Origin of the sequence: Corallococcus interemptor (genome assembly GCF_003668875.1) — a bacterium.
GTDB lineage: Bacteria > Myxococcota > Myxococcia > Myxococcales > Myxococcaceae > Corallococcus > Corallococcus interemptor.
Genome location: NZ_RAWM01000010.1, coordinates 94,461 through 108,060, shown reverse-complemented (window position 1 = coordinate 108,060; position 13,600 = coordinate 94,461). Strand labels below are relative to the sequence as shown.

At 71.4% G+C, this 13,600-nt stretch carries 12 protein-coding genes; 4 read left to right on the top strand and 8 right to left on the bottom strand.

Annotated features, from left to right (window positions below):
• Positions 1 to 13: 13 nt before the first annotated feature.
• The 6 genes from D7X96_RS06105 to D7X96_RS06080 form a co-directional block, all read right to left on the bottom strand.
• On the bottom strand, positions 14 to 277 hold the full coding sequence (locus D7X96_RS06105) for a phosphopantetheine-binding protein (protein WP_121769227.1): 264 nt from the start codon (positions 275 to 277) through the stop codon (positions 14 to 16).
• Positions 264 to 1,043 carry a lysophospholipid acyltransferase family protein gene (locus tag D7X96_RS06100; protein WP_120549223.1) on the bottom strand — a complete coding sequence of 260 codons (780 nt, stop codon included), beginning with the start codon at positions 1,041 to 1,043 and terminating at the stop codon, positions 264 to 266. Before D7X96_RS06100 ends, D7X96_RS06105 begins: the two co-directional genes overlap by 14 nt.
• Positions 1,036 to 1,764 carry a beta-ketoacyl synthase chain length factor gene (locus D7X96_RS06095; RefSeq protein ID WP_167510803.1) on the bottom strand — a complete coding sequence of 243 codons (729 nt, stop codon included), beginning with the start codon at positions 1,762 to 1,764 and terminating at the stop codon, positions 1,036 to 1,038. The genes D7X96_RS06100 and D7X96_RS06095 overlap by 8 nt, the downstream gene beginning before the upstream one ends.
• Positions 1,765 to 2,111: 347 nt before the next feature.
• The gene (gene mdcG / locus D7X96_RS06090; RefSeq protein ID WP_120549222.1) at positions 2,112 to 2,771 is read right to left on the bottom strand and encodes a malonate decarboxylase holo-[acyl-carrier-protein] synthase; all 660 of its coding nucleotides are present in this window, start codon (positions 2,769 to 2,771) and stop codon (positions 2,112 to 2,114) included.
• Between the two features lie 228 nt (positions 2,772 to 2,999).
• A complete protein-coding gene (locus D7X96_RS06085) occupies positions 3,000 to 4,538 on the bottom strand; it encodes a hypothetical protein (RefSeq protein ID WP_167510802.1) in 1,539 nt (512 codons plus the stop codon).
• A gap of 85 nt (positions 4,539 to 4,623) precedes the next feature.
• Positions 4,624 to 7,101, bottom strand: coding sequence for a DNA polymerase domain-containing protein (locus tag D7X96_RS06080; protein WP_121769235.1), 2,478 nt, complete (start codon positions 7,099 to 7,101; stop codon positions 4,624 to 4,626).
• 193 nt (positions 7,102 to 7,294) lie between these two features.
• Here D7X96_RS06080 and D7X96_RS06075 point away from each other — a divergent pair, with 193 nt between their 5' ends.
• Both D7X96_RS06075 and D7X96_RS06070 read left to right on the top strand, forming a co-directional pair.
• Entirely contained in the window at positions 7,295 to 7,930 is a 636-nt protein-coding gene (locus tag D7X96_RS06075; protein WP_120549247.1) for a helix-turn-helix transcriptional regulator, read from the top strand.
• Between the two features lie 35 nt (positions 7,931 to 7,965).
• Positions 7,966 to 9,462 (top strand): flavin-containing monooxygenase, encoded by a 1,497-nt coding sequence (locus D7X96_RS06070; protein WP_244219464.1) that lies wholly within the window; start codon positions 7,966 to 7,968, stop codon positions 9,460 to 9,462.
• Positions 9,463 to 9,477: 15 nt separating this feature from the next.
• On the opposite strand, the gene D7X96_RS06065 is transcribed toward D7X96_RS06070, so the two are convergent.
• Positions 9,478 to 9,711, bottom strand: coding sequence for a hypothetical protein (locus tag D7X96_RS06065; protein ID WP_120549219.1), 234 nt, complete (start codon positions 9,709 to 9,711; stop codon positions 9,478 to 9,480).
• A gap of 93 nt (positions 9,712 to 9,804) precedes the next feature.
• Positions 9,805 to 11,295, bottom strand: a complete 1,491-nt coding sequence (locus D7X96_RS06060; protein ID WP_158616233.1) for a S41 family peptidase — start codon at positions 11,293 to 11,295, stop codon at positions 9,805 to 9,807.
• On the opposite strand from D7X96_RS06060, the gene D7X96_RS06055 reads away from it, so the two are divergent.
• Together D7X96_RS06055 and D7X96_RS06050 are read left to right on the top strand one after the other, a co-directional pair.
• The gene (locus D7X96_RS06055) at positions 11,294 to 13,360 is read left to right on the top strand and encodes a carbon starvation CstA family protein (protein ID WP_121769233.1); all 2,067 of its coding nucleotides are present in this window, start codon (positions 11,294 to 11,296) and stop codon (positions 13,358 to 13,360) included. The two genes, D7X96_RS06060 and D7X96_RS06055, sit on opposite strands and share 2 nt — an antisense overlap.
• A complete protein-coding gene (locus D7X96_RS06050; protein ID WP_121723525.1) occupies positions 13,357 to 13,563 on the top strand; it encodes a YbdD/YjiX family protein in 207 nt (68 codons plus the stop codon). Before D7X96_RS06055 ends, D7X96_RS06050 begins: the two co-directional genes overlap by 4 nt.
• Positions 13,564 to 13,600: the final 37 nt, after the last annotated feature.

Genomic DNA, 13,600 nt, shown 5'->3' with positions numbered 1-13,600 from the left:
TTGGACGGCGCTGTCAGGACTTGGTGCGGTGGCTGCTGACGAAATCCGCGAGCGCCCGAACGCTGGCGAAGTGGCGGCGGTTCTCCTTGGAGTCGCTCGCCAGCACGACGCCATAGGACTTCTGCAGCGCGAGGCCGAGCTCCAGGGCGTCGATGGAGTCCAGCCCCAACCCCTCGACGAACAGCGGCGCGGCCGGATCGATGTCGTCCGGCTTCACGTCCTCGAGGTTCAGCGTCTCGATGACCAGACGCTTTATCTCCTGCTCAAGCTCCAACATGTTCCTGGCTCCCCCTTAGAAAATGGTCGTGCAAACGGGTGGTGAGCTGGCGCGCGGCCTTCGCGGCCTCGCCGGCTTCCGCGTCCTGGGCCGACACGTGGATGTCGTCCTCCACGCGAATGACGTAGTGCATGGGCCGCTCCGGCACCTTCCACCAGGGCATGCCCTTGGTGAGGCCTCGCGGCTCGCAGCGGATGATGACGGGCGTGATGTCACACGGCCCGCGCACCGCGATGTTGGCGGCGCCGCGCTGCAGCTGCATGTTCCCGTCCAGCGGCGTGCGCGAGCCCTCCGGGAAGATGATGAGGTTGTTGCCGGCCTTCACGGACGCGATGCAGTCCTGGATGAGGCCCGGACCGGAGTCGTTGCACAGGTAGCGCGTCGCCCGGATGGGGCCGCGCGTGAAGGGGTTGTTCGCCAGGCTCGCCTTGACGACGCAGTCCGCGTTGGGCACCAGCGAGATGAGGAACACGACGTCGATGAGCGACGGGTGGTTGGCCAGGATGAGCAGCCCGGAGCGCGCCAGCTTCTCCACGCCCTGCAATTCGTAGCGGAGCACGCCCAGCGCGCGCATGTAGCCGATGAAGAAGCGGAACGTGTGGTGCACCGCCAGGCGCGCCAGCCGCTGCTGCCGCTTCGGATCGCGCACGAAGAGCGTGAGCAGCGGGAAGAAGAGGAGGCGCAGCGCCAGGCCCCCCAGCCCGAAGGTGGCGAAGGACAACCCGGTGGCGAAGATGCGCCACGGCCGGTCGAGCTTCTCAAGCATTGCGTGCCCACCGCCAGCGCCGGCCGCCCGTCGCGTGCTCCCACCGCGAGGCACCGGAGACGAGGAAGCGCAGGGCGCGCAGGTCCGCCGGGAGGTCCGCTGCTTCCGGCGATGTGGCAGGCGCATCCGCGCAGTCCAGGTGGATGGCATCCGCGCCCGTGCTGGCTGAAAGGAGGCAAGCCCATGCATGAGGAAACGCCACATCCCGGGAGAAGTGTTCCCACGGCGCGGGCACGGGCTCGTCGTAGACGACGACCATCACCCGGGGGACACCGTCCGACAGCAGGCCACACGCCTCCGTGAAGGCGGCCTCCACCGTCTCTTCCCCCGCGGCGATGGCGCCGTACGCGGACGTGTCTCCGCGCGCGATGGAGTAGAGCGCGCCAATGGCGTTGTGCACCGACAGGCTGAACGACGTGGGCGACAGCGGCTCCGGGCGCGCCAGCTGCGTGAGCAGCTCCACCGAACGGCCCAGGTCGCCGTAACGCGACGCGAAGATGACGGGCGCGTCCGGCGCGTCCACGTGCGCGTCGTACGCCGCCTGCAGCGCGATGCGGCCCAGCCGGTCCACGCGGCGGCGCATCATCGCGGGCATCGCCGCGAGCGCGGGCGTACCTTCGGCGGGGAGCGGATGCGGTGTCGCGAGCCACGTTTCCCAGGAGGCAGGATTGACGAGCCCGGGGGCCCAGGCGGCCCAACGCTGTACGGAGAATCCCATCATCGTGACGGAGAGGCCCCAATCGCCCCCAAAGACAACCTTTACCAAACCATTCACAGGGTGACAATTGGACGCCCCGGCCAAGCGGGCCGGGTGCCGGAAGCCTGCTCCTCCGCCTGCCCGGTGTCGCTTGCAACCCTCTGTTGTTGCTGAGGGAAGACGCACGGGGGGCTCGGCCTTCATGTTCTTCCGGGTTTGTCCAGGGAGATGACGCGCGCGGGCGTCACGCGGAGCGTGAAAAGCCTCGTGAGTCATTCGAAGCGGGCAGTGGAAACGGGTTGTGAGCGCGGCCTGCGTGACGTGTCGGCGGACACACGTATTCACGTGGAGCGCGAACTTCCTTGGGTGTTTCAGGGTTCGGCGGGGAAGAGCGCGCGCAGCTCCCGCAGCGTGCGGGGGCTGGCGCCGCGCGGGCCGGTGACCCAGATGCGCTCGGGCTCCAGCGCGAGCTCGCGCCAGGACACGGCGCCGCCGTCCGGCAGCAGCACCTCGCCGTCCAGGCGCACCACCGAGTGGCGCCGGGACACCGCCTCCAGGCCGAAGAGCAGCCGCTCCACGTCCGACCAGCGCGCCGGGGCGAACAGCAGGTCCACGTCCGACAGCGGCCGCACGTAGGGCGCGCCCGAGCGGTGCTGCCAGGCCAGCGAACCGAAGACGCCCACCGTCAAATCCAACGCGCTGCCCAGGGCGATGACGTCATCCAGGGCGGGCCCCCAGGCGGCGGGGGCGGAGGCGCGCACCTCCTGCACCGTGGGCGGCGGCAGGTGGCGCTCCACGGCGGACAGGGCCACGTGCAGGGACAGGTGGCGGCGGCCGGGCAGGGTGAGCCCCAGCCGCAGCGTGTCGTCCGCGTCCTCTGGCTCCTGGCGGGCGACGGCGAAGGGCCGGCCCTGCTCGCGCCAGGCCGTCACCTGCGTCACCACGTCCGGGCCCGGCGGGGAGCGCACCTGGTCCGCCCAGCCGGCGCCCAGGTACACCCAGTCGTGCCGCACCGGACGCGCTCCGTCCATCAGCGGGCCTCTCCTCGGGCGTCTCCTCGGGACGGAGTCATCCCGGGGCTCGCGGTGGCGCAAAGGGGAACGGAGGACCTCACCCGTTGATTCATTACCCGGATTCGCGCGTCCGGTGGGGGCGAACCTTCAGGATGCGCCGCGGGAGCCCGGCGCCCAACGCTTCTTTCCGGAAAACCGGGTGGGAGCCGAGCGCACGCATCAGGGATTCCCCAGTCTTCCGGGACACTAGCGGGGCTTCTGGAGGATGGGGCTTACGGCGCTCACGTGCTGGCGGCGCATGTCGATGAGGATGTCGTAGTTGCGCGGCTCCGGGGCCACGGGGCCGGCGGCGAAGCGGTAGAGGCCGCTCACGTCGCGCTCGCGGGGGAAGCGCTCCTTCACCAGGGCCTTGAGCATCTCCTTGGCCACCCACTCCGCGTCCACGGAGACGGAGCCGAACTCGTCCAGGTAGTGGAACGGCGCGGTGGAGTCCGACTGCTTCGCGGTGAGCACGAAGACGCGGGGCTTGCGGTCCGGGACGACGAGGTTCGCGCCCTCTTCCATCACCGCCAGCTCCCGGCCCTGGGGCAGGGCGAACAGCTCCAGGGACTGCTCGTGCGCGAGGAGCGCGCTGAAGGCCACGAACACGCTGAGCAGGCCCATGGCCATGCGCGGACCATGCCTGGGCCAGATGGTGCCCAGGTTCACCAGCGACGCGGCGAAGAACACGGCCCAAACGCCGGTGAGCGCGTTGAGCGTGCGGTAGGTGGGCCACCGCTCCCCGGCGAGGAAGCTCACCGAGTACGCCGCGCCCGACAGCGTCACCAGCGCCAGCAGCCAGCGCCCCACGCCCACCAGCCCCGAGCGGCGCCCCTCCACCGCGACGCCCACGCCCAGCAGCGTCAGCGTCAGCACCACCATGGCCCGGTAGCCGTCCATGTCGCCCACCGGCGCCTCGTTGAGCGCGGACAGCGCGAGCGCGTTGGGGAACACGTGCGTGAGCGCCCAGACGGTCTTGTCCACCCAGTGCTTCTCGAAGCTCAGGCGGGGCGAGGGCGGGAAGATGCCCGCCTTGAACAGCACCTGGGTGACGGCGTACGCGAGCGCCAGGCCCGCGCCCATCACCAGCAGGTGCTTGAGCATCCAGCGCGCGGTGTCCTTCAGCGACACGTCGCGGTGCACCACCAGCGACGCCGCCAGCAGCACCGCGGAGAACAGCCCGCTCACCTGATAGATGAGCGTCGCGGTGGCCATGCTCCCCACCGCGGCCAGCGCGTACGGCCACCGGACGGGTGCGTCCGTCCCCGGCGGGCCCATGGCGCGGCGGGCGAAGGCGAACGCGCCCAGGCCCAGCATCAGCGCCACCGCCTGCGGCCAGCAGATGCCCCAGTTGGCGATGACCTGCGCGGACGGCGTCACCGTGAGGAAGGCCGCGAGCAGCGCGGCGGAGCCCGGCCTCCAGCCCTCCTTGCGCAACAGCAGGAACACCGCCGCCGCGAGCACGCCCAGCCCCGCGACGCCCATCAGCCGCAGCCCCATCAGCCCGTCGATGCCGCCCGCCGCCTTCGCGGACGCCTCCAGCATCCAGCCGTAGAGCGGGCGGCCCTGCGACGCGCAGACGCGCAGAATCTTGCCCGGCTCCTCGCGCGCCTCGCGCAGGATGGCGTAGTCGTCCCGCAGGCCGTAGCGGTGGATGATCGCGCTCCAGTAGATGAGCCAGGGGAGCAGGAGCAGCAGGGCCACGGTGCCGGGGACCGCCAGCGCGCGCGGCGTGGGACGCTTCATCAACGAGAAGGCCATCGAAGTTGACGCAACGTAGCAGAAGCCTCCCCACGACTCCCGGAGGAACCGGGACACGGCAGCGTTCCAGTCACGGTGAGATGGGCGGGGCTCCAACCACCTGCGGCTCCTGCTCCTCACCGAACTCCGGGCCCCGGGGCGCTCTGACGACATTGAGCACGGGGCGTGCGTCCGCCAGGGACGGGGTGAAGAGGGAGGGCTGGTCGGGGTCCGCGAACACCGTGGCGAAGTCCTCCGGGGCCAGGCCTCGCGCGAGCCGGGCCGCGAACGAGTCCTTGAGCAGCCGCACGTAGTACTCGACGTCGTAGTCGCGCGCGTCGTCGTCCGGGCTGGGGCGCGCGGCGGGCTCGCCGTCGTCGGCGTCCGCTTCCGGGAGCAGGCCCGCCCGGCCGCCGGTGGCTCGGTAGATGCGGATGCGCTCGCCCAGGGACCAGTGCTCGCGGCCGTTCGTGAGCAGCGCTTCGTACGGCAGCTCCCTGCGCTGCTTGCGCGTGGCCAGGTACTGCGACGGGGACTTGGTCAGCCGCACCTGCGCGGAGACCTCGAAGGTGGGCACCTGGCGGCGCCTCAGCGCCATCACCGCGTCCACGTAGGTGTCGCGCACGGCGCGCACGTCTCCGGCCAGCAGGTGCTGGAGGGCGCGGCGCAGGAAGCCCTCTCCGTAAGGCTCCGCGCGGCTGGAGCGGAAGGCCACGCCGCGCAGCAGGAGGGGGCCGTCGTAGGGCTTCAGCGCGTAGTTCTTGGGTTCGTGCGACAGCATGGCGGCGTAGCGCCCCTCGAACTCCAGCTTCACGCGCGGGGGCAGGAGGCTCGCGACCTCCGACACCACGCGGCGCTCGTCCACCTCCGTCCAGGACTCCGGCACCGCGAAGTAGACGCCATCCGTGTCCGCCTCCAGCAGCGTCACGCCCCGGTCCGCCAGCTCGCGGCACATCAGGCCCAGCAGCTCGCGCCCCCGCCGCGTCACCTCGTTGGCGGCGTGCACGTCCGAGAAGCGGGTGAGCCCCACCGCGCCCAGGTAGCCGTAGGCGGAGTTGATCAGCAGCTTCATCGCCGCGGAGATCGCCTCTTGCGTGTGGCGCTCCGCTGAGCCGGGCGGGGCCTTCTTCGCCTTCGCCTTCGCGTCCAGGCGCTGATCCACCAGCCGGTCCACCAGCGCGAGCAGCGCGTTCAGCCGGTCTCGCCTGGGCCCGATGCGGTAGTGGCGCATCAGCGACGGGTAGAGGCTGGCCACGTCCGCCTTCACGATGTGGCGCGCGACGCCGGTGGCGAACAGGTGCAGCGCCGCGCCGCTGTGGGACGTGCCGTCGCCGGTCTCGTGCCCGGGCAGCGCCGCTCCGGAGCGCACGTAGGCGCGCACCAATAGCGGATCCAACACGCCCGTCGCCGGGCCCGCGTCCGCCAGCCGCTCGTAGCGCCGGGGGGCCATGCGCGCGAGCGCGAACGGCGCGCCGCCCAGTAGGTGCGCCAGCCCCGCGGCTTCCGTGACGTCCTCGCGGGCGTAGCGGCGCACGCGCTCCGGGTCCTTCAGGAAGACGTCATGGATGCGCGCGCCGGGGATGAGCTCGCGCTCGGGCCCGGACAGGCCCAGGTGCTTCGCCACCGCCTTGAGGCCGTGGCCGGGCAGGTCGCGCGCGGAGAAGTCGTAGCGGCGCACGGCGTCCAGCGTGTCGATGAACTCGCGGCCGGGCACGGTGTAGCGCGCGCGGCGCATGGGGTCCGCGTCCCGGCCTCCGGGCCCCCGGTTCAGCGCGGCGCCCCGGGCGGAGGGCCGGTGGCGCAGGCCCGGCAGCCCCGCGCGGCCCAGGGCCAGCGGCACGTTGAGCCGCTTCGCGCGCTGGTCCAGGAAGGGCAGGTCGAAGCCGTGCAGGTTGTGGTTCTCCACCACGTCGGGGTCGGCTTCCCGGATGCGCGCGACCAGCCGGCGCAGGAGGTCCGCCTCGCCCGCGTCGCCGTCCGCCGTCACCTCCAGCGTCTCCGCGCGGCCCTCCGGGTCCCTCAGCGCCACCAGGAAGATGCGGTCCCGGGAAGGGTCCAGGCCGGTGGTCTCCAGGTCGAACTGGAGCCTGCGCAGGTCGTCGAAGACGAGGTCGCGGAAGTACGTGCGGCCGGTGGCCACCAGGTACTGCTCCTCGGGAGGCAGCACCAGCGCCGTGGCCGGGCCCAGGTCGCGCAGGTGGCCCACGCGCTGATCCAACCGCTTCGATGCGCCCTTGAGCACCGCGGACGCCAGCGCGCGCCCGTCGTCCGCGCTGACGAGGAAGCGCAGCGCGCCGGGGCCCTCCAATTCCCGGTACGTCACCGCGCCTGGCGTGGGGGCCGGGCCTTCGGGCCGCAGCACGTCCCCCAGGTGCTCCAGGTCCTGGAGCGATGAGAGCAGCACCCAGGGCCGGTACCGGGCGTCCTCGCGCTGCCTCACGTGCGTGCCGGGCTGCCGCTTCCAGACGAAGGCGCGCCCGTCCGGCTCCGCCCACACGGACACGATGCCCGGCGTGGGGTCCCATCCCCACAACCACTCGTCCTCCAGCGGATGGGGCGGCGGGACCATGGGCGGGGACTCGGGGGACGGAGGGCGCTTCGCGAGGGCGCTGCTCCGGGTGCTCATAGGCGCGCGGGGGCCGGCTTCGCAAGGGTGGGCGGACAGGAGCAACGTGGCGCTGTCGGAAGGGCTTCGCATCGCGGGGGCCTTTCGCCCCAGCTTGAGGCCCCTGACTGACAGCGGTATGTCAGGATTCATCGTCATGCAGCGCACCGAGCGACTCTTTGCCCTCGCGGAGTACCTGAGAGGCCGCCGCACCGGCGTCACCGCGGAGGTGCTGGCGGAGCGCTTCAGCGTGACGGTGCGGACCATCTACCGGGACCTGGACGCATTGCGCGCCGCGGCGCTGCCGGTGGGCGCGGAGCGGGGGCGGGGAGGCGGCTACGCGCTGGACCGGGGCTACAGCCTGCCGCCGGTGAACTTCACCGCTCGCGAGGCGGCGCTGGTGGTGGCGCTGGGCCGCTTCGCCATCGACATGCGGCTGTTGCCCTTCACGGGGACGCTGGAGTCGGCGCTGGACAAGGTGCGCTCCGCGCTGTCCACGTCCGCGCAGCGCGAATTGCTGGCGCGGCTGCGCGAGCTGACGTTCCTGGGCGTGCCGTCGCTGCCCACGCGCAAGCCCGTGCGTGAAGCGTTGGAGCGCGCGTGGTTCGAGCGCCAGCCGCTGCGCATCACCTACGTGGACAGCAACTTCCTGGAGACGGTGCGCGAGGTGCGCATCGAGTCCGTGGTGATGGACCGGCACGAGACGCGGCTGGACGCGGTGGACCTCGCGTCCGGGGAGCGGCGCCACTTCCGGTTGGACCGCATCACCCGCGCGGAGGTGGTGGGCGCCTGACCCGCGTGCGCCTGCCTCCCCAGGAGGTGTCCCCGGTGTCGTCCCATCCTCAGCAACACGTCCGCGTCGCCATCGTGGGCGCGGGCTTCGCCGGCCTGGGCATGGCCATCCGGTTGAAGCAGGAAGGCCTCGGCGGCTTCGTCGTCCTGGAGCGCGCGAAGGACGTGGGGGGCGTCTGGCGGGACAACGTCTATCCCGGCTGCGCGTGTGACGTGCAGTCGCTGCTGTATTCGTTCTCCTTCGTGCCGAACCCCGGCTGGTCGCGCGCCTACTCCCCGGGCTGGGAGATCCAGGAGTACCTGCGCGACTGCGTGCGGCGCTTCCAGCTCGAGCCCTTCCTGCGCCTGGGGCACTCGGTCCTCCGCGCGGCGTGGGACGTGACGGCGCGGCGCTGGGTGCTGGAGACCTCCCACGGCACCCTCACCGCGGACGTGCTCGTGTCGGCGGTGGGCACGTTGAGCGAGCCCGTGATTCCACCCCTGCCCGGGCTGGAGCGCTTCCGGGGCAAGGTGATGCACTCGGCGCGGTGGGATACGGGCTACCCGGTGGCCGGGCGCCGGGTCGGGGTGGTGGGCACGGGCGCATCCGCGGTGCAGATCGTCCCGGCCATCCAGCCGGAGGTGGGCCGGCTCGTCCTCTTCCAGCGCACGCCCGCGTGGGTCCTGCCCCGGTGGGACAAGCCCAACAGCGCCCTGCGAAAGGCCCTGTACCGGCGGGTGCCGGGCGTGCGGTGGCTGCTTCGTGGGGCGCTCCGCATCCTGCGCGACAGCCTGGCCCTGGGCTTCCAGCACCCGTGGATCTTCCGGCTCGCGCAGCGATGGGTGCTCCGGCACATGCTGAAGACGGTGGAGGACCCTGCGCTCCGCGACCGGCTCACGCCCCGGTACACGATGGGGTGCAAGCGCATCGTCGTCTCCGACGACTATCTGCCGGCCCTCACGCGCCCGAACGTGGAGGTCGTCACCGCGCCCATCCGCGAGGTGCTTGAGGACGCGGTCGTCACCGGCGACGGCGCCGTCCACCCGGTGGACACGCTCGTCTTCGGCACCGGGTTCCAGGCGACGGACATGCCCCTGGCGCACCACCTCCAGGGCCGGGACGGACGGACGCTCGCGCAGGTATGGGCGGGCAGTCCCCGGGCCTTCCTGGGCACCACCGTGAGCGGCTTCCCCAACCTCTTCCTGCTTCAGGGGCCCCACACCACCCTGGGCCACACCTCCGTGCTGTTGATGATGGAGGCGCAGGTGGAGCACGTTCTGGGGGCGCTGCGCTACCTGGAGGCCCGGGGCGCCGCCGCCGTGGAGCCGGCTCCAGGCGCACAGGACGCCTTCGTGCGTGAGCTGGATGCACGGCTGTCCCGCACGGTGTGGAACCAGGGGGGATGCCGGAGCTGGTACATGGATGCCACGGGGCGCAACTCCGCGCTGTGGCCCGGCTCCTCCACGGCCTTCCGCCACCGGGTGGAGCACTTCGAGCCGTCGGACTACGTCACGCTGCCCCGGGTGGCTGCCCCTCGCGCGCTCCGGCCATGAGGCGATGAGGGGGGTTCAGGAGCGCTTCGCGCGCTCCTGCGCCGCGTGGTAGCGCTCCAGGAGCTTCGTTCCCTTGGCGGCGAGCCGCTTCGCGCCCGCGTTGTCCTTGGGCACCGGCTCGCCCCAGGCGCGGGCGGAGAGCGCGAGGCGCGTGGGCTCTCCCTTGTCATCCACCATGGGGCCGCCCTTCGGATCCTTCAGGCGCCGCGTGCGCGTGACGCTCCTGCGGGTGGGGGAACGGGTCGGCATCGGGCGTGCTCCTCTGGAACGGCGTATGGACTCCCGAGAGGAGAGGTAGGACTTCCCGGACGGAATGGCACGCGGTGGAAGGCCGCCTGCTTCCTACGGCCTGGGGGGCACCAGTGAGTCCGCCAACGCACGCAGGGCCTGCGCGTGCGAGTGCCACAGGTCCTCGCTCTTGAAGATCTCCAGGGGACGCTGGGGCGGCAGGCCCCGGGCCTCGTGGTCCTGGCCCCGCGCGTCGGCGTAGTGCTCGTTGGACAGGTGCACCGTCCACCCGTTGGGCAGCGGCTTCATGAGCATGTCGGAGAACGCGCCCCGCGTGGCCGTGCCCACGTGGGTCACGTTCGGGAGTGCCCGCAGGGCGAGCGTGAGGACCTCTCCCGCGCTCACCGTGACGTCGCTCGTCACCACGTACACCGGCCCGTGGAAGGCCGGACGCGGCGAGGGCTGGAGGGTGAACTCCTGCGGCGGGACGTCCTTCGCGCCCGTGGCCCACTTGGAATACGCGCGCCGGGGTCGGGCCGTGAAGCGCTCCGCGACGGCGCGGGCCACGGCGTCATGGCCGCCCCGGTTGTTGCTCACGTCCAGGATGACCGCGTCCGCGCCCGCGAAGGCGGTCAGCGCTTCGTCCAGCACCGGCTCCAGCGCGGCCAGCTCCTGGGCCAGCGTGGGCGTCTGGCCTTCCTCACCGGCGACGAAGCCGCCCATCGTCAGCAGGTTGAGGTAGCCGACGCGCGGCGCCGCGAAGCCCCAGAGGACGCGCTGGTTTCCAACGTGGTGTCCCTCTCCGCGCAGCACCGTCTGGAGGATGCCGTCGCGGTACGCGCGCATCCATTCCCGCTGCACGTCCCGCACGGGGCGCTGCATGGCCCGCGATGCCTGCTCCAGCAGCTCGAACGTCCCCGTGGGGCGGGGCTCGTACGTCAGCGTGTCCGCCATCAGCCCCACGTGCGCGTCGTTCAGCGAACGCAGCGCGTCCGCGAAGAGGGTGAACAGCGCGCGGCCGTCCATGTCCGGCGTCACCCGCGAGCGCTGCGCATCCAGCCGGGCCAGCCAGTCCGGAGCCCGCTGGGGGAAGGCGGCGTAGTGCTCCGCGAAGGTTGCCCGGAACACATCGAACAGCTCCAGCGCGTTCCACGTGCGCGGCGTGTCGCAGCCGGCGGGCAGGGCTGACAAGCGGTCGAAGCGGTAGCGCGTCTCTCCCGGCGCTCCGAAGAAGTCCCGCACGTCCGCCGACGGCCCCGGCTCCTGGAGCCCGAACATCTCCTTCAGCTCCGCCGTGGAGGACGGATCCGCATAGCACCCCGCCGCCGTCTCCTGGTGCAGCCGCATCCCCTCCGGCGTCACGGACAGCAGCCAGCCGTAGCCTCGCGAGCGCCACACCCCATCCTCGTCCCGGGTGCTCGCCTTCGAAGTGCCGTGCGGCGTGGCGCACGCGGTGAGCAGGCCCGCGAGGACGAGGAGAACGCCCTTGCGCCAACTTCCTCCACCACTCGACACGACATCATGAGTGGGGCGGGGCGCCGCGAGCGGTGGGCTATAAACCTCGCGCGCGGTGGGGAGGGCCTGCCCGCTGATGGGAGACATCATGGGTGGAGTCGCTCGGAAGTTGGGGTGGGTGGCCCTGGCGCTGGCCGGTGCCTTCTGCCTGGGCGTGGTGGCACTGCACCGTGGGGAGTCCATCAGCGCCATCTGGCTGGTGATCGCCTCGGTTTCGGTGTTCATGCTGGGATATCGTTTCTACGGCCGTTTCATTGCCGAAAAAGCGCTCCAGGTGGACCCTTCGCGCGCGACCCCCGCCGAGCGCCGCAACGACGGCCTGGATTACGTGCCCACGGACCGCTGGGTCGTCTTCGGCCACCACTTCGCGGCCATCGCGGGGGCGGGGCCGCTGGTGGGCCCGGTGCTGGCGGCGCAGATGGGCTACCTGCCCGGCACGCTCTGGATTCTGGCGGGCGTGGTGGTGGCCGGCGCGGTGCAGGACTTCGTGACGCTGTTCCTGTCCGTGCGCCGCGACGGCAAGTCGCTGGGCGACATGGTGCGCATGGAATTGGGGCCCGCGGCCGGCGTGACGGCCATGGTGGGCGTGCTGATGATCATGATGATCATCCTCGCGGTGCTGGCCCTGGTGGTGGTGAAGGCGCTGACGCACAGCCCCTGGGGCACCTTCACCGTGGCGATGACCATCCCCATCGCCGTGGCCATGGGCCTGTACCTGCGCTACGTGCGGCCCGGCAAGGTGCTGGAGGTGTCCATCGTCGGCTTCGTGCTGCTGATGCTCAGCATCTGGCTGGGCGGCCAGGTCTCCGAGTCCGCCACCTGGGGCCCCTGGTTCACCTTCGACAGCCGCACGCTGGCGTGGCTGCTCATCGGCTACGGGTTCTGCGCGGCGGTGCTGCCGGTGTGGCTGCTGCTCGCGCCGCGCGACTACCTGTCCACCTTCCTCAAGATTGGCACCGTGCTGCTCCTGGCGGTGGGCATCGTGCTGGCGGCGCCGCACATGAAGATGCCGGCGGTGACGCGGTTCGTGGACGGCTCCGGGCCGGTGTTCTCCGGCAGCCTCTTCCCGTTCCTCTTCATCACCATCGCGTGCGGCGCGGTGTCCGGGTGGCACTCGCTCATCGCGTCCGGCACCACGCCGAAGATGCTGGCGACGGAAGGGGACGCGAAGCTCGTGGGCTACGGCGCCATGCTGATGGAGGCCTTCGTGGCCATCATGGCGCTCATCGCCGCGTCCGTGCTGGAGCCGGGCGTGTACTTCGCCATGAACTCGCCCGCGGCGCTCATCGGCACCAGCGCGACGCAGGCGGCGGCGACGCTCAGCCAGTGGGGCTTCGTCATCACCCCGGAGGTGCTGGAGCAGACGGCGCGCGATATCGGTGAGACGACCATCCTGTCCCGCGCGGGTGGCGCGCCCACGCTGGCGGTGGGCATGGCGCAGATCCTCCATGGGCTCGTGTCCGGGCAGGGGATGATGGCCTTCTGGTACCACTACGCCATCCTCTTCGAGGCGCTCTTCATCCTCACCACCGTGGACGCCGGCACGCGCGTGGGGCGCTTCATGATTCAAGAGCTGGCGGGCCTGGTGTACGCGCCGCTCAAGCGCACGGAGTCCTGGGGCGCCAATCTCTTGGCCACCGCGCTGTGCGTGGCCGCCTGGGGCTACTTCCTCTACCAGGGCGTGGTGGATCCGCTGGGCGGCATCAACACGCTGTGGCCGCTGTTCGGCATCGCCAACCAGATGCTCGCCGCGGTGGCGCTCACGCTGGGCTGCGTGGCCCTGGTGAAGATGAAGCGCGAGCGCTACGTCTGGGTGCCCGGCATCCCCGCCGCGTGGCTGGTGCTGTGCACCGTCACCGCCGGCTTCCAGAAGGTCTTCGGCGGCGACGTGCGCGTGAGCTTCGTGGCCCACGCACGGGCCTTCTCGCAGGCGGTGACGGAAGGGCGCCTCATCGCCCCCGCGAAGTCCGTGGAGGAGATGGAGGCCATCATCCGCAATGACTATCTGGATGCGGGCCTCACCGTGTTCTTCATGATCGTCGTGGTGGCCACGGTGCTCTTCGGCGTGCGCGCCGCGCTCCAGGCCCGGAAGTCACCGGTGCCCACCTCGCACGAGACGCCCTACGTGGCCGCCGCCCTCCCGGTGAAGCCGTGAGGCGCGCGTTCATCGAGGCGCTGCGGCATGGCTGGCGCCAGGCCGTGCGCACGGCCCGGTCGATGATTGGCGTGCCGGACTACGACACCTACGTGGCCCACATGCGCCGTCACCATCCGGACCGGGCGGTGATGACCTACGCGGAGTTTTTCAACGACCGCCTCCAGGCCCGCTATCGCGGCGGTGGCGGCCGGTGTTGTTGAGTCTTTCGGATAAAACTGCTTAGTGGGTTTTACGGGT